The organism is Streptomyces sp. CC224B, from assembly GCF_030010595.1.
Classification (GTDB): domain Bacteria; phylum Actinomycetota; class Actinomycetes; order Streptomycetales; family Streptomycetaceae; genus Streptomyces; species Streptomyces longispororuber.
The window spans coordinates 27,279-42,606 of record NZ_JASCXL010000080.1 but is presented as its reverse complement, the minus strand read 5'-3'; the positions used below and the strand labels follow the sequence as shown (position 1 = coordinate 42,606).

Genomic DNA, 15,328 nt, shown 5'->3' with positions numbered 1-15,328 from the left:
GGGGGGGGGGGGGGGGGGGGGGGGGGTGGGGGGCGCGCGCCCCCGGGGGGGGGGGCCTTCGGGGGTGGGGGGGGCCCGGGCCCTGGCCCGGGCCCCCCTCGTCTTCCCCTCCCTCGCCGGTGCCTCGTGGTTCCCCCCTCCGGGGCGACCGGCACCTACTACGACACCCGGCGACGGAGAAGGGTTGCACGACTTCGGAAAGTCACCTCGGAAGAGTTCCGGATCACCTCGGAAGAGTTCAGGAAGCGTCAGCGGGCGGGGGCTCGGACGAGTCAGCGGGCGGGCGTCCGGGCGTGGGCCCGGTAGCGGGCGACGGTCTCCGCGAGGACCTCGCGGCCGTCCCGCGCCCACAGCTCCTCGTTGAACAGCTCCACCTCCACCGGCCCGGTGTAGCCCGCCGCCACCATCAGGCGGCGCCAGCGGCGGAGGTCGACCGCGCCGTCGCCGAGCTGCCCGCGGCCGGTGAGGACGCCGTGCGGCAGCGGCGTCGTCCAGTCGGCGAGCTGGAAGGCGTGCAGGCGGCCCGCCGCCCCGGCGCGGGCGACGGCGGCGGGTGCCCGGTCGTCCCACCACACGTGGTACGTGTCCACGCACACGCCCACCTGCCCGGCGGGGAACGGCTCGGCCAGGTCCAGGGCCTGGTCGAGGGTGGACACCACGCAGCGGTCGGCGGCGTACATGGGGTGCAGGGGCTCGACGGCCAGGCGCACGCCCCGGGCCGCGGCGTAGGGCGCCAGCTCCGCGAGGGCGTCGGCGACGCGGGCGCGGGCCGCCGCCAGGTCGCGGTCGCCGGGCGGCAGGCCGCCGGAGACCAGCACGAGCGTGGCGGTGCCGAGCGCCGCGGCCTCGTCGACGGCCGCGCGGTTGTCGGCGAGGGCGTGGGCGCGCCGTGCCGGGTCGATGGCCGTGAGGAAGCCGCCCCGGCACAGCGTGGTGACGCTCAGGCCCGCCGCGCGCACGAGCGCGGCCGCGGCCTCGACGCCGTACGCCCGGACGGGTTCCCGCCACAGGCCGACCCCGCGGACGCCGAGGTCCGCGCAGGCGGTGACCAGGTCGGGCAGCGCGAGTTGCCTGACCGTCATCTGGTTGACGCTCAGCTCCGCCGGGGCGCGGGGGCCCGGCGCCGTCATCGGGTGCCCGCCCCGTGGACGGTCAGCAGGGCGCGCATACGGTGCTCCGCCAGGTCCGGGTCGGGGAACAGGCCGAGCGCGCTCGCGCGTTCGTACGCCGTCCTCAGGTGCGGCAGCGAGCGGGCCGACTGGAGGCCGCCGACCATCGTGAAGTGGTCCTGGTGGCCCGCCAGCCAGGCGAGCAGGACCACGCCCGTCTTGTAGTAGCGGGTCGGCGGCGCGAACAGGTGGCGGGCCAGCTCCACCGTGGGGTCGAGCAGCGCGCGGAAGGTCCGCGGGTCGCCCGCGTCCAGCGCCCGCACCGCCCGCGCCGCCACCGGGGCCAGCGGGTCGAACACGCCGAGGAGGGCGTCGCTGTGGCCGTGTTCGTCGCCCTCGATCAGCTCGGGGTAGTGGAAGTCGTCGCCCGTGTAGCAGCGGACGCCGGGCGGGAGGCGGCGGCGCAGGGCCTTCTCGCGGTCCGCGTCGAGCAGGGAGATCTTCACGCCGTCCACCTTGTCCGGGCGGGCGGCGACGACCTCCAGGAACGTGTCCGTGGCCGCGTCCAGGTCGTGCGTGCCCCAGTAGCCCTCCAGGGCCGGGTCGAACATCGGGCCCAGCCAGTGCAGGATCACCGGCCGTGCGGCCTGGCGCAGGAGTTCGCCGTACGTGTGCAGGTAGTCGTCGGGGCCCCGGGCCGCCCTCACCAGGGCCCGGGACGCCATCAGCACCGGCTGGGCGCCGGCCTCCTCCACGACGGCGAGCTGCTCCTCGTACGCGTGGCGCACCTCCGCCGGGGTGGGCGGGGCCGCGTCCGGCCGGAGCTGGTCGGTGCCCGCGCCGCACGCGATGCGGCCGCCCACCGCCCTCGCCTCCGCCGCCGAGCGCCGGATCAGCTCCCGCGCGCCCGCCCAGTCCAGGCCCATGCCGCGCTGCGCGGTGTCCATCGCCTCGGCCACGCCCAGGCCGTGCGCCCACAGGTGGCGGCGGAAGGCCAGCGTGGCGTCCCAGTCGACGGCCGCGGGGTCGTCGGGCGAGACGTCCGCGCGCGGGTCGGCGACGATGTGGGCGGCGGCGAGGAGGGTGCGGGACCGCGGGCCCGTCCGTTGCGGGCCCGTCCGCTGCGGTTCCGTCCGCTGCGGTTCCGTCCGCTGCGGTTCCGTCCGCTGCGGTTCCGCCGCCCCGGCCGCGCCCGTCACAGGCTCACCTCCGGTACGACCAGCCTGCGCCCCTCCGCCGCCGACCGGAGCCCCAGCTCCGCGAGTTGCACGCCCCGGGCGCCCGCGAGCAGGTCCCAGCGGTACGGCGCGTCGGCGTACACGTGCCGGAGGAACAGCTCCCACTGCGCCTTGAAGCCGTTGACCGGCTCGGCCGTGCCCCCGCCCCCGAGGGTGCCCTCGTTGTCCGGCACCTCCTGCCACTGCTCCCGGAAGGCGTGCGGCGAGGGCAGGTCCGGGTTCCACACCGGCTTCGGCGTCGCCGCCCGGTGCTGGAAGCGGCAGGTGCGCAGGCCCGCGACCGCCGAGCCCTCGGTGCCGTCCACCTGGAACTCCACCAGCTCGTCCCGGTGCACCCGCACCGCCCAGGAGGAGTTGATCTGCGCGACCACCCCGCCCTCCAGCTCGAAGATGCCGTACGCCGCGTCGTCCGCCGTCGCGTCGTACGGCTTGCCCCGCTCGTCCCAGCGCTGCGGGACGTGCGTCGCGGTCAGCGCCTGGACCGTGCGGACCCGGCCGAACAGCTCGTGCAGCACGTACTCCCAGTGCGGGAACATGTCCACGACGATGCCGCCGCCGTCCTCCGCCCGGTAGTTCCACGACGGCCGCTGCGCGGGCTGCCAGTCACCCTCGAACACCCAGTAGCCGAACTCCCCGCGCACGGAGAGGATCCGGCCGAAGAAGCCCCCGTCCACCAGCCGCTTCAGCTTGCGCAGGCCCGGCAGGAACAGCTTGTCCTGGACCACGCCGTGCCGGACGCCCGCCGTCCGCGCCCGGCGCGCCAGGTCGAGCGCGCCCGCCAGCGTGGTCGCCGTCGGCTTCTCCGTGTAGACGTGCTTGCCCGCCGCGATCGCCGCCCGCAGGGCCTCCTCCCGCGCCGCGGTCACCTGGGCGTCGAAGTAGACGTCGACCGCGGGGTCCGCGAGGACCGCCCCCAGCTCCGTCGACCAGTGCTCCAGGCCGTAGCGGTCCGCCAGCGCCCGCAGCGCCGCCTCCCTGCGGCCCACCAGCACCGGCTCCGGCCACAGGACCCTGCCGTCGCCCAGGTCGAGGCCGCCCTGCTCGCGCAGCGCAAGCAAGGAGCGGACCAGGTGCTGGCGGTGGCCCATCCGTCCCGTCACCCCGTTCATGGCGACGCGGACCGTCGTACGTGTCACGTGCTCCTCCGTCGCGTCACGTGTTCCTCCGTGGGGCGAGCAGGCATAGCAAGCGCTTACTACTGGGGAGAAGCTAGCCTGCGGGCAACGTTCGTACAAGACCACCGGAGGACAGTGGATGACCGTGACCCTGGCGGACGTGGCGGCTCGTGCCCAGGTGTCCCCTGCCACCGTCTCCCGCGTGCTGAACGGCAACTACCCCGTCGCCGCCGCCACCCGCGAACGCGTGCTGCGCGCCGTGGACGAGCTGGACTACGTCCTCAACGGCCCCGCCAGCTCCCTCGCCGCCGCCACGTCCGACCTGGTCGGCATCCTCGTCAACGACATCGCCGACCCCTTCTTCGGCATCATCGCCGGTGCCGTGCAGTCCGAGATCGGCGGGCCGGGCGGGCGGGCCGGGGGTGAGCGGATGGCCGTCGTCTGCAACACCGGCGGCTCCGCCGAGCGCGAGCTCACCTATCTCACGCTGCTCCAGCGGCAGCGGGCCGCCGCCGTGGTCCTCACCGGCGGGGCCAGTGAGGACCCGGAGCACGTGGCCGCCATCGGCGCGAAGCTGCGGCGGCTCGGGGAGGCGGGGTCGCGCGTGGTCCTGTGCGGGCGGCCTCCGGCCGAGGGGGCGCCGGACGCCGTGGCCCTCACCTTCGACAACCGCGGCGGCGGGCGGCGGCTGACCGAGCATCTGCTGGGGCTCGGGCACCGGCGCATGGGGTACATCGCGGGGCCCGTGGGGCGCACCACCACGCGGCACCGGCTGGAGGGGCACCGGGAGGCACTGGCCGCCGCCGGGGTCGCCGACGATCCCCGGCTGACGCTGCACGGGCCGTACGACCGGCGCTCGGGGTACGACGCCACGGTCGAACTCCTGCGGCGCGAGCCGTCGTTGACGGCCGTCGTCGCCGCGAACGACACGGTCGCGCTGGGCGCGTGTGCCGCGCTGCGGGACCGGGGGCTGTCGATACCCGGGGACGTGTCGGTGGCGGGCTTCGACGACCTGCCGTTCAGCGTGGACGCGGTGCCGGCGCTGACCACCGTGCGGTTGCCCCTCGCCGGGGCGGGGGCGCGGGCCGGGCGGGTCGCCATGGGGCGGGAGGAGGAGCCGCCCGGGGGGATCGCGACGATTCAGGGGGAGTTGATGGTGCGGGGGTCCACGGGGGGTGTGGGCTCAAGGGGGTGAGGGGCGGGGGTGGGCACTGTCCTCTGAAGCTGCGGCTGCGGGCTGCGGCTGCGGTGCGTTCGTCCGCCTCGCCCTGCGGCTGCGGTGCGTTCGTTTCCCTTCCTCGCCGTTTCCCTCGGCTGCGGTGCGTTCGTTGCCTTTCCCGTCGCCGCCCTCGGCTGCGGTGCGTTCGTTTCCCTTACCGCCGCTTCCCTGTGGTTGCGGTGCGTTCCTTGCCTTTCCCGCCGTTGCCCTCGCCTGCGTCGCCCTTGGGGCGGGGCCGCGGCGGTATGTCCGTCCTCGCCGTCATGTGCGCGGGGCGGTTCCTCGTGCGGGGCGGTGTCGTTGCTGTGCTGCGGGCGGACATACCGCCGCGGCCCCTTCCGTTTCGTCGGCGTCCGACGGTGTCGGTCGGTGCTCGTGTACGAGCCCGTGCCGGTCAGGTTTCGCGCAGGGCCTGGTCGAGCAGGACTTCCGCCGCCGCCCGCGCGTGTCGGCCGTAGTCGGCATCGTCCAGCACCATGGCGCGGCTGGCCGCGCCGTCCGCGAGCGTGGCCAGTTGTTCGGCGAGCAGGAGGGGGTCGCGGCAGCCGAGTTCCGTCACCAAGTCGGCGATCAGCGTCACCATGCGCAGCTTCTGCTCCCGGGCGAGCGGGCTCCGCTCGAGTTGACCACGACCTTCCACAGCTAGGCGCGTCAGCGCCTGGGCCGTGTCAGTCGGTGATCGTCCAGGTGCCCCTCTTGGCGTACGAGGAGTCGTGGATGTCCTCCGTGGTGCCGGGGGCGAGGTCGTAGTGGTGGAGGTTGCCCGCCCAGTAGCGCAGGATCCGCGACAGTTCGCGGGTGGTGGTCTCGGGGGTCGCCGCGTCGTCGAGTTCGACCTGGAGGTGGAATCTCATGCCTTCCATCGTTCCATTGAAGTGGGAGTGGGGACTTTCGGTCCGTGGTGGTGGGGCGGTGGGGTGAAAGTCTCAAGTGGGGGTGGGGGGAGGTGTGCGGGCTGTTTGGTGGGCGGGTTCGGGGGCAGGCCCTCGCCATGAAACTCGCCTTCTCCACGCTCGGTGTGCCCGGCCTGCCCGTCGCGGACGTCCTTGGACTCGCCACCACGTACGGCTACCACGGTGTCGAGTTGCGGGCGCATCCGGAGGAACCCGTCCACCCCGGCCTCGGGCTCGCCGAGCGGGCCGACGTGGCCGCCGCGTTCAAGGCCGCGGGAGTGGCCGTGGCGGGGGTCGCCGGGTACGCGCGGGTCGCCGCTCCCGGGGAGGACGCCGCGGTGGTGGAGGAGGTGCGCGGGCTCGTGGAGCTCGCGCGGGATCTGGGGGCGCCGTTCGTGCGGGTGTTCCCCGGAGGTGAGGAGGCGGACGCCGACGAGGTGGCCGCGCGGCGGCTCGGGGTGATCGCCGAGCACGCCGCCGACGCGGGGGTGCGGGTGCTGATGGAGACCCACGACTCGCACCGCACCGGCGCGGACGCCGCGCGGGTCCTCGGTGCCGTGGGGCATCTGCACACCGGCGCCCTGTGGGATCTGCTGCACACGTGGCTCGGGGGCGAGGACGTCGCCGAGACGCTCGCCGCGCTCGGGCCCTACCTGGGATATGTGCAGGTCAAGGACGTTGCCGGTGTGGATGACACCACTCCGCTGGCCCTGGGGGACGGGGTGCTGCCGCTGGCCGAGTGCGTGGACGCGCTCACCCGGCAGGGGTGGGACGGCTGGCTGTGCTGGGAGTACGAGAAGCGGTGGTACGAGGGCGCCGCGCCGCTGCCCCAGTTGCTGGGCCGGGGCCGGGAGTTCCTCGCCCGGCTGCTGAGCGAGGCCGGTCAGTCGCCCAGGTAGGCGTGCAGGCGGCTCGCCCCTTCCAGTGCGGCCCGGGAGGTGCGGGTCAGGGTCCGGGAGTGTTCCGCCAGGGCCGCGCGCAGGGCCTCGCTGGAGCCGGTCGCGCGCAGGTCGTCCAGGACCGGGCGGATGCGGGGCAGCAGGTAGCCGGCCTGGCGGAGCAGGCTGATCACTCGGGCGTCGCGGACGTCGGCGGCGTGGTAGCGGCGGTAGCGGGTGCCGCGGTCCCGGGCCGGGGTGAGCAGGCCCGCCGCTTCCCACACGCGCAGTGCTGACGGGCGTACGCCTACGTGGGCGGCGGCCTCGCCGACGGTGAGGGGAGACCGTGGGCTCGGGGCGGGTTCGTCGGTGATCGTTTCCAGGGCCTCGGCGGTGGCCCGCAGGGCCTCGCGGCGAGCGTGGAGTGTTGCGTGCGCGCCGTCCACCAGCGCCAGGGCGGCGGCGGTGTCGCGCGCGTGCACCGCCCGCATCACCCCGCGGGCCGTCTCCGCGCCGAAGCCCCTGGCCAGCGCCCGGTACGTGAGCAGGGCGTCCGCGTGCGCCCGGTGGAAGCGGCGGTAGCCGGACGGGGTGCGCTCGGCGGGCGGCAGGATGCCCGCGTCGGCGTAGTCGCGGACCAACTGGGTGGAGACGCCCGCCAGTCGGGCCAGATCGATGGGGCGCAGGGCTCGGGTCATACCGGGGCGGCGGGTTCCTTCGTCGGGGCGGGCACCGGTGCAGCGTATGCCTCCTCGGTCCGGCGCGCCGGGCGCGCGAGGGACGTGAGGGCCACGCCAGCCACCAGGAGCGCCCCCGCGCACAGCTGGAGGCCGCTCACCGACTCGCCCAGGAACAGGGCCGAGGACGTCATGCCGAACACCGGCACCAGGAGCGTGAACGGCGCCACCGCCGACGCCGGGTGGCGCCGCAGCAGATAGCCCCAGGCGCCGAAGCCGAAGACCGTCGCCACCCAGGCCACGCAGATGAGGGCCGCCACGCCCTGCAGGTCCAGGGAGCGGAGCGCTTCGAGGTCGCGGTCCGGGCCCTCGAAGAGGAGGGACAGCGCCGCCAGCGGCAGGACCGGCACCGTGCTCACCCACACCATGAAGTTCAGCGCGTCGGGCGGCGCCGCCTTGCGCGTGAGGACGTTCGACACACCCCAGCAGGCGGCGGCCACCACGGTCAGACCGAAGGCGGTCAGCGGGCCCGACGCGCCCTCGTCGACCGCCGCCACGCCGATGCCCGCCAGGGCCACGGCCATGCCCGCGACGCGGACGCGCGAGGGCACCTCCCGCAGGAAGACGAAGGCGAACAGCGCCGTGAAGACCGCCTGCACCTGGAGGACCAGCGAGGACAGGCCCGCCGGCATGCCCGCGTCCATGCCGATGAACAGCAGGCCGAACTTCGCCACCCCCAGGGCGAGGCCCACGCCGATCAGCCACTTCCAGGCCACCTTGGGGCGGCCGACGAAGAACACGGCGGGCAGCGCCGCGACCAGGAACCGCAGCGCCGAGAAGAGCAGCGGCGGGAAGTGGTCGAGGCCGATGTCGATGACGACGAAGTTGACGCCCCAGACGGCGGTGACGAGCACGGCGAGGCAGATGTGGGACGGACGCATGCGTCGAGGATCACGCCCCGGAAGTGTGTAGCACCAGCGCGGATTTCTTCATGATTGGGTTTAGAGCTGCTTAGGTGTGTGGAGGGGTGGGGGTCCCGTGCTGGATCTGGGGCGGTTGAAGGCGCTGCACGCGGTGTCCGTGCACGGGTCCGTGGGGGCCGCCGCGGCCGCGCTCGGCTACACCCCCTCCGCGGTGTCGCAGCAGATCGCCAAGCTGGAGCGGGAGACCCGCACCACCCTGCTCGAACGGCGCGGCCGGGGCGTCGCCCTCACCGAGGAGGCGCTCCATCTTGCCGCCACAGCACGGGAGTTGCTCGCCATCATGGAGCGCGCCGAGACGGACCTGGAGGAGCGGCGCGGCGTCCCGGCCGGGCGCCTGGACGTCGTGGCCTTCGCCTCGGCGGCGCGGGGGCTGCTGCCCGGCGTCCTCGCCGATCTCGCCCGGCTGCACCCGGCGCTCGACGCGCGCCTGACCGAGGTGGAGCCGCACCTGTCGGTCGACCTCGTCGCCAAGGGCGCGGTGGACCTCGCCGTCGCGCACGACTGGGACATCGCCCCGCTGCCCGCCCCGCCCGGCGTCGAGCAGGCCGTCATCGGCGACGACCTGTGCGACCTCCTCGTACCGGAGGGCCATCCGCTGGCCGGCCGTGACGCGGTCCGGCGGGCCGAGCTCAAGGGCGAGCGGTGGATCGCGCAGCCGGCCGGGCGCGTCTGCCACGACTGGCTGGTGCGCACGATGCGTGCCGCCGGGTGCGAGCCGGACATCGCCCACCGGGCCGAGGAGAACCCGACGATCATCGCCCTCGTCGCCGCCGGACTCGGCATCGCGGTGGCCCCCCGCCTGGGCCGGGGGCCGCTGCCGCCCGGCGTGGCGGCCGTGCGCCTCGACCCGCTGCCGGTACGCAGGCTGTACGCGATGTGGCGGACGGGCGCGGTCCGGCGACCCGCGATCGCCGAGACGGTACGGGTACTGCGCGCGACCTGGCCCCGCGTGTGCGCCCCCGCGCCACCACTCTTCGACGGGATGGGGGGCTGAGTCCGCGGCACGTCGTATGCCGTACGTCGCCTGCCGACCGCCGTACGTCGCCACTCGACTGCCGCCTGCCGCCTGCCGCCCGCCGTATGCCGCGCGTCGTCTGCCGCCCGCCGTATGCCGCACGTCTGCCGACCCCCGACCACCCCCTCCGCCGCCTGCCGCCTGCCGACCGCCAACCGCTGCCTGCCGCCTGCCGACCTTCGTCTGCCGTCTACCGCGCGTCGCCTGCCGTCTGCCGCACGTCGCGTGCCGACCGCCATACGTCGCCACCCGACTGCCGCCTGCCGACCGCCCACCGCCGCTTGCCGCTTGCCGTCCGCCGACCTTCGTCTGCCGACCGCCGCCTGCCCTCCGCCAGCCGCCGACCGCGCACACCCACTGCCCTGCGCCGTACGCCGACCGCCGCCCGCCCCCTCCCGAGCGGAACCCCTCAGCCAGACCCGGCGCCACGGCGACCGACACCCCCAGCCCCACGGCCCCCGTCCGCCCCGACTTCCCACCATCCGGACGCTCCGGGGAACCCGGACGGCGGCCCGATCGTCCAACGAACACGCTGTCGGAGAGTCACCGCGAGGCGGTGTCGGCATCGCTGCTGGCTGCGACCGCTGACCACCCTCTCCGCCGCCCGCGGCCGGCAGCGCGCCGCCGCCGGTGCGCCCCCTCCCTAGCGCCGGTGGCGGCCCCTTGCCCGCGCCCCTGAGCGCGCGGCGGGCTCCTCGCGGGCGCGGGGGCCCCTGCCGTGCACCCCGTAGCGATCCCCATCGGCAACCGGTCCGTACCGCCCGGCCCTTGACCCGCCGCACCCCTCGGGATCACCGTGGGCAGGTGCCTCACGACTCCCACAGTGCCCCTGAAGCCCCTGCGGACCTCCGCTCCCTCGTGTCCCGTATGACCCTCGAAGAGAAGGTCGGCCAGCTCTTCGTCCTGCACGTGTACGGGCACCACGCCACCGAACCGGACCCGGCCGACATCGAGGCCAACGAGCGGGAGCTGGGCGTCCGCACGGCCGCCGAGGCCGTCGCGAAGTACCGGCCCGGCGGGCTCATCTACTTCGGCTGGGCCCACAACACCCGCGACCCGCGCCAGCTCGCCACGCTCTCCAACGACGTGCAGCGCGCCGCCCTCGGGCAGTCGCCCGGGGTGCCGCTGCTGCTCACCATCGACCAGGAGCACGGCGTCGTCGCCCGCGTCGGGGCGCCCGCCACGCTGCTGCCGGGCGCGATGGCGCTGGGCGCGGGCGGGTCCCGCGACGACGTGCGCGAGGCGGCCCGCATCGCGGGGGCCGAGCTGCGCGCGCTCGGCGTCCTCCAGAACTACGCGCCGTCCGCCGACGTGAACGTGAACCTGGCCAACCCCGTCATCGGCGTACGGTCGTTCGGCGCGGGACCCGACGCCGTCGCGGACTTCGTGACCGCGCAGATCGAGGGCTTCCGCGCCGCCGGGATCGCCTCGGCCGCCAAGCACTTCCCCGGCCACGGCGACACCGAGACCGACAGCCACAGCGCGCTGCCGACCATCCACCACAGCCGCGAGCAGTGGGAGGAACTGGACGCCCCGCCGTTCCGCGCGGCGCTCGCCGCCGGGGTCGACGCGGTGATGACCGCGCACATCGTCGTCCCCGCCCTCGACCCGGCGCTGGAGCCGGCCACGCTCTCGTACCCGATCGTCACCGGCGTGCTGCGCGAGCAGCTCGGCCACGACGGCCTGATCGTCACGGACTCGCTGTCCATGCGGGGCGTGCGCACCACGTACGGCGACGACCGGGTGGCCGTGCTGGCCCTCAAGGCGGGCGTCGACCAGCTCCTGAACCCGCCGCGGCCCGAACTCGCCTGGAACGCGGTCGTACGGGCCGTGCGCGAGGGCGAGCTGAGCGAGGAGCGCCTGGAGGCGTCCGTGCTGCGCGTCCTGGAGCTCAAGGCGAAGCTCGGCCTCTTCGCGGACCCGTACGTGCCGCTGGACGGCCTGGACGAGGCCGTCGGCGGCGCGGCCCACCTCGCCGCCGCCGACCGCATCGCCGACCGCACCACCACGCTGCTGCGCGACGACGGCGGGCTGCTTCCGCTGTCCCCCGACCGCCACGCGAACCTGCTCGTCGTCGGCGCCGACCCGGTGTCGCCGACCGGCACGACCGGGCCGCCGACCGCCGTTCTCGCCACCGCGCTGAGTGAACTGGGGTTCCGCGCCGAGGCGTTGAGCACCGGTTCCGCCCCGGCGGAGGAGGCCGTCGAGGCGGCGGTCGCCGCCGCCGCGGGCCGGGACGCGGTGCTCGTCACCACGTACGACGTCACGGCCGGGGACGCGCAGCACGGCCTGGTCAGCGCGCTCGCCGCGACCGGCGTGCCCGTCGTCACGCTCGCGGTCCGCACCCCGCAGGACCTCCCCCCGGCCACCGCGGCCCTCGCCACCTACTCCTGGACGGACGTCGAACTGCGCGCCGCCGCCCGCGTGCTCGCGGGCCGCGCCCGGCCCGAGGGACGCCTGCCGGTGCCCGTGCCGCACCCGGACGACCCCGGGCAGGTGCTGTACCCGATCGGCCACGGACTCTCGTACGAGCCGTACGCCACCGGCGGCTGACGGGCGTACGGGCGGTACGCCGCCCGCGCCCGGCCCCGCCGCCAACGAGCGCAAAGCCCCCGGAGCGCCTGGCGTGGCCCCGCCCGCCGGGGTCACGCTGGGTGCACATGGCCGGGGAGCGGGGGGGCTGCCATGCGGGCGACCGGGGCGACGGCGGCGTGCGGGGGCGCGCTGCTGGCCGCCGCCCTGCTGCTGACGGGGTGCCAGGGCCCGGGCGCCTCCCGGGCGGCCTCGGAGAAGCCGGTGCGCACCGTCGGGCCCGTCGGGACCGGTGGCGTGTTCCTCGGCGCCGACGCCTGCGCGTCGCGCGGGCGCGCGCGGGTCACGGAGGTGCCGTGCGGCAGCGAGCGGGCCGCCGCGCGCGTCGTCGCCCGCCACACCGGGCGCGTCGGCGAGGGCCCGGCCTGCCCCGCGCGCACCGACTTCGTCCTGCACATCAGCCAGGCCCGCCCGGCCACCGACGAGGACGGGGACGGCGCGGTGCCGCGGGGCTACGCCTGCATGCGGAACCTGGAGCCGCCGCACCCCGGGGACCCCGGCGGCGGGGGCGGGCCGCGCACCGTCGCCGGTGACTGCGTGTACGGGTCCGGGCGGGGCGAGGTGCGGGAGACCGCCTGCGACGGCTCGGGCCGGCGGCGCCCGGAGTACCGGGTGGCGGCCGTCGTCCGCACGCGGGCGGCGTGCGCGCCGGGCACCGACCTGTACGTGGCGGTGGGCGGGGCCCGTCCGGTGGGCTGCGCGGTGCGGCTGCCCTAGCGGGGGCTCCACGGAGAACGCCGGAGAGGCTGGGAACAGCCTCTCCGGCGTTTGACGAGCCGGGGGTCCGGGGCGGAGCCCCCGGTTCGGGAAGGGGTGGGCCAGGGACGCACCCGCGCGGGCTACGGCCGCAGCGAGTTGTGGCGGTCGCGGCGCTCCCGGTCCAGCTTCGCGTCGTACGGCGCGGGCTTCGCCGCGGGCACGCCGGCCCAGGCGAGGATGCGCTGCGTGGCCTTGGCCCTGTCGGCGGCGGTGAGGCCGGCGACGTTCGCGCCGTGGTTGGCGCCCGGCGCCGTGAAGACGTGCGAGTCGTGCTTCGCCCCGCGGGCGGGGCGGAACGGCTCGGCGCCCCACGGGTCGTTCTCGCCGTACACGAACATCATCCGGTGGGAGTGGGTGCGCACCCAGCGGTCGACGTCCTTCATGGCGTGCTTCTGGAAGCGCATCGAGATCTCACGCGGCACGAAGTTCCGCGGCGGCTGGTAGCCGTAGCGGCTCAGATCGGCCAGCCAGGGCTGCTCGATGTCGGGCGAGCCGAGCTGCGTACCGGCCTGGTAGTAGTACGGCGTGTAGTACTCCAGGCCCTGGTCGGTGTAGGAGGACCAGCCGCCGACCCGGTCGATCCAGTCGAAGAGCTCCTGGTCGCTCGCGCTCGCCGCGGCCGGCACCTGCGCGCAGGCCGTCGTGGACTGCTGGTACTGCCAGAAGCCCCAGTTCACGTCGAGGACGACGGCCTCGAAGGCCTTGTCGAGGGTGCCGACGGTGTGGAAGGTGTAGTCGTTCTCGGCCGCGTAGGCGGCGTACTTCTTCTTCAGCGGCTTGCGGCGCTCCAGCGCCTCGCGCTGCGCGGCCTCGATCCTCGTGCGGCACTCCTTGGTGCCGACGGTCTCGAAGAACCGGTCGTAGGCGGAGTCCTCGTCGTTGTTCACGTCGTTCGGCGCCACGTACGCGACCACGCCGTCCATGTCGCGCGGGTAGAAGCGCTCGAAGTACGTGGCCGTCATGCCGCCCTTGGAGGCGCCGGTGGACAGCCACTTCTTGGTGTAGAGGGGCTTGAGGGCCTTGAAGATCCGGTGCTGGTCGCTGGCGGCCTGCCAGATGTCGAGCTTCTTCCAGTTCGCCGGGTCGGGCCGCGAGGGGGTGAAGAAGCGGTACTCCATCGACACCTGGTTGCCGTCGATGATGCGGGTCGGCTCGGAGCGGCCCGGGTTGGTGTTCAGGCCGTAGCCGGAGGTGTGGAAGACGGTGGGGCGGGCGGTGTCCTTGTGCAGCACGGTGATGCGCTGCTGGAAGGTGCCCTTGGAGGGGTGCCGGTGGTCGACCGGCTGCCGGTAGTTCAGGACGAAGAAGCGGTAGCCGTCGTACGGCTTCTCCTCGATGAGGCTCATGCCCTTGATCGCGAGGAGCCGGTCCTTGATGTCGGTCGTGGCGGCGGGTGCCCCGGAGCCGGTGGCGGGCGTCCCGGCCTCGTCGGCGGTGGCCACCGTGGTTCCGGTGTAGCCCGCGGTGCCTATCAGCACCGTGAGCGACAGCACCCATCTGAGCGCCTTGCGCATGCGTCCTCCCTGTCGGCGCGGCGGTTCCCCGGAACCTAACGGAGCAACGGGCCGCACACCAGGCCGCATTGCGGGCATATGAGCGATACGCCGCCAACGCCCCGGCAGGAACATTCACTTACGGGACAGGGGCGTCCGGTGAGCGGACGGACGGGCGCCCTCGGGATGCCACGGGCTCAGGAGCGGCGCTCCCTCAGCACAGGGTCCAGCCCGTGCTGACACCGCGGCCGCTCACGCTGCCCCTGACCCATACGCAGCGGTGGCCCGCGTGCACCTTCACCGGGCCCGCAAGGCGCACGTAGCGGCCCGCGTCCCGCACCGGGCGGCTGCCGCGCGCCTGCACACTGATCGCCATCGGCTTGCGGCCGCGGGTGTTCTTGGCGTACGTCACCGCGCACACGAAGCCGCGCTTCTTGTAGAGGACGACCTTGCCGGTGGCGAAGGCGAGGGTGCGGATCTTGTGGCCGGGGCAGGGCGACGCGGCGTGGGCGGTGCCCGCGCCGGGACCCGCGAGCGCGCACAGCAGGGCGACGGCGAGCGCGGCGGCACCCGCCGCGAGGCGGCTCCGGATCCGACCACTGTTCACGACGAGCCCTCCCGTCACACCGGCATCAGCGTACTGACGTACGGACGCCGGACACGCATCCGACGGTTGCGGAATCGTCCCTGCCAGTTTTCAGGTTTGACACAACTCGCGGCAGATACCCGTGCCCCTACGGAGTAGAACGCGAGTACGGAGCAGAACGCGAAAGGTGGGTCTGTCATGACCTCGATAAGCCCGTTACGGCGCCCGTCACGGCACCTGTCACGCCCGGCGCGCCGCCGCTTCGGTCCCCGCGCCGCCCTCGTCGCCGTCGTCCTCGCCGCCGCGGCCGCCGTGCCGTCCTCCGTCTCGGCCACCCCCGAGACCGGGACGGCCCCCGCCGACGGGCCGGGCCAGGCGCCCCCGCGCAGCGGCAGCCCCGGCCCCGCCTACGAGCGGGTCGCGCACTTCTACGGCGCGTACGTCGACATGGCCGACGAGGCGGGCTCCGCGCGGGCCGCCGCCGAGCTGCGGAACTTCTACCTGACCGCGGACCTGCGCGACCGCCTCGCCGTCTGGGAGCGGCGCCACGACGCGGACGGCGTACTGCGCGCGGCGCACGTGCCCACCGCCTGGCGCGTGACCGCGGGCGACAGCGGCATGGGCAAGACGACGTCCACGGTGCGGCTGACCTGGGGCACCGGCGAGGAGCGCACGTACACGTACCTGACGGTGCGGTCCGACCTCGCGACGCGGAAGATCACCGACATCGAGTCGGCGTACTGAGCCGCGTACCGAGTCGGGCGGGAAGCC

The 15,328-nt window shown here is 75.0% G+C and carries 14 protein-coding genes and 1 pseudogene; 6 read left to right on the top strand and 9 right to left on the bottom strand.

Annotated elements, in window-relative coordinates:
• Positions 1–272: 272 nt before the first annotated feature.
• Genes QK440_RS28190 through QK440_RS28180 form a run of 3 tightly spaced genes read right to left on the bottom strand, consistent with a single transcriptional unit; the run spans position 273 to position 3,483 of the window.
• Complete coding sequence (locus QK440_RS28190) at positions 273–1,130, bottom strand: sugar phosphate isomerase/epimerase family protein (RefSeq protein ID WP_282796034.1); 858 nt, start codon at positions 1,128–1,130, stop codon at positions 273–275.
• Positions 1,127–2,308 carry a dihydrodipicolinate synthase family protein gene (locus tag QK440_RS28185; protein ID WP_282796033.1) on the bottom strand — a complete coding sequence of 394 codons (1,182 nt, stop codon included), beginning with the start codon at positions 2,306–2,308 and terminating at the stop codon, positions 1,127–1,129. Before QK440_RS28185 ends, QK440_RS28190 begins: the two co-directional genes overlap by 4 nt.
• The gene (locus tag QK440_RS28180; protein ID WP_282796032.1) at positions 2,305–3,483 is read right to left on the bottom strand and encodes a Gfo/Idh/MocA family oxidoreductase; all 1,179 of its coding nucleotides are present in this window, start codon (positions 3,481–3,483) and stop codon (positions 2,305–2,307) included. Before QK440_RS28180 ends, QK440_RS28185 begins: the two co-directional genes overlap by 4 nt.
• A gap of 118 nt (positions 3,484–3,601) precedes the next feature.
• Here QK440_RS28180 and QK440_RS28175 point away from each other — a divergent pair, with 118 nt between their 5' ends.
• Positions 3,602–4,657 carry a LacI family DNA-binding transcriptional regulator gene (locus QK440_RS28175; protein ID WP_282796031.1) on the top strand — a complete coding sequence of 352 codons (1,056 nt, stop codon included), beginning with the start codon at positions 3,602–3,604 and terminating at the stop codon, positions 4,655–4,657.
• A gap of 418 nt (positions 4,658–5,075) precedes the next feature.
• On the opposite strand, the pseudogene QK440_RS28170 reads toward QK440_RS28175, so the two are convergent.
• Both QK440_RS28170 and QK440_RS28165 read right to left on the bottom strand, forming a co-directional pair.
• Positions 5,076–5,285, bottom strand: a pseudogene (locus QK440_RS28170) (TetR family transcriptional regulator); the annotation flags it as partial.
• Positions 5,286–5,349: 64 nt separating this feature from the next.
• Positions 5,350–5,535, bottom strand: a complete 186-nt coding sequence (locus QK440_RS28165) for a hypothetical protein (RefSeq protein ID WP_282796029.1) — start codon at positions 5,533–5,535, stop codon at positions 5,350–5,352.
• 137 nt (positions 5,536–5,672) lie between these two features.
• On the opposite strand from QK440_RS28165, the gene QK440_RS28160 reads away from it, so the two are divergent.
• Positions 5,673–6,473 carry a sugar phosphate isomerase/epimerase family protein gene (locus tag QK440_RS28160; RefSeq protein ID WP_282796028.1) on the top strand — a complete coding sequence of 267 codons (801 nt, stop codon included), beginning with the start codon at positions 5,673–5,675 and terminating at the stop codon, positions 6,471–6,473.
• On the opposite strand, the gene QK440_RS28155 is transcribed toward QK440_RS28160, so the two are convergent.
• Both QK440_RS28155 and QK440_RS28150 read right to left on the bottom strand, forming a co-directional pair.
• Positions 6,458–7,150 (bottom strand): MerR family transcriptional regulator, encoded by a 693-nt coding sequence (locus QK440_RS28155; RefSeq protein WP_282796027.1) that lies wholly within the window; start codon positions 7,148–7,150, stop codon positions 6,458–6,460. The genes QK440_RS28160 and QK440_RS28155 overlap by 16 nt on opposite strands.
• On the bottom strand, positions 7,147–8,070 hold the full coding sequence (locus QK440_RS28150) for an EamA family transporter (RefSeq protein ID WP_282796026.1): 924 nt from the start codon (positions 8,068–8,070) through the stop codon (positions 7,147–7,149). The genes QK440_RS28155 and QK440_RS28150 overlap by 4 nt, the downstream gene beginning before the upstream one ends.
• 97 nt (positions 8,071–8,167) lie before the next feature.
• Between QK440_RS28150 and QK440_RS28145 the strand changes: the two genes are divergently transcribed.
• From QK440_RS28145 to QK440_RS28135, 3 genes are all read left to right on the top strand, one after another.
• Positions 8,168–9,106 carry a LysR family transcriptional regulator gene (locus QK440_RS28145; RefSeq protein ID WP_282796025.1) on the top strand — a complete coding sequence of 313 codons (939 nt, stop codon included), beginning with the start codon at positions 8,168–8,170 and terminating at the stop codon, positions 9,104–9,106.
• Positions 9,107–9,931: 825 nt separating this feature from the next.
• On the top strand, positions 9,932–11,680 hold the full coding sequence (locus QK440_RS28140; protein ID WP_282796024.1) for a glycoside hydrolase family 3 protein: 1,749 nt from the start codon (positions 9,932–9,934) through the stop codon (positions 11,678–11,680).
• Positions 11,681–11,812: 132 nt separating this feature from the next.
• Entirely contained in the window at positions 11,813–12,436 is a 624-nt protein-coding gene (locus tag QK440_RS28135) for a hypothetical protein (RefSeq protein WP_282796023.1), read from the top strand.
• 122 nt (positions 12,437–12,558) lie between these two features.
• Here QK440_RS28135 and QK440_RS28130 read toward each other — a convergent pair whose 3' ends face one another.
• Positions 12,559–13,992 (bottom strand): S28 family serine protease, encoded by a 1,434-nt coding sequence (locus tag QK440_RS28130; protein WP_282796022.1) that lies wholly within the window; start codon positions 13,990–13,992, stop codon positions 12,559–12,561.
• A gap of 193 nt (positions 13,993–14,185) precedes the next feature.
• Positions 14,186–14,578 carry a hypothetical protein gene (locus QK440_RS28125; protein WP_282796021.1) on the bottom strand — a complete coding sequence of 131 codons (393 nt, stop codon included), beginning with the start codon at positions 14,576–14,578 and terminating at the stop codon, positions 14,186–14,188.
• A 177-nt stretch (positions 14,579–14,755) separates the two neighbouring features.
• Here QK440_RS28125 and QK440_RS28120 point away from each other — a divergent pair, with 177 nt between their 5' ends.
• The gene (locus tag QK440_RS28120; protein WP_282796020.1) at positions 14,756–15,301 is read left to right on the top strand and encodes a hypothetical protein; all 546 of its coding nucleotides are present in this window, start codon (positions 14,756–14,758) and stop codon (positions 15,299–15,301) included.
• The last annotated feature ends 27 nt before the right edge of the window (positions 15,302–15,328 follow it).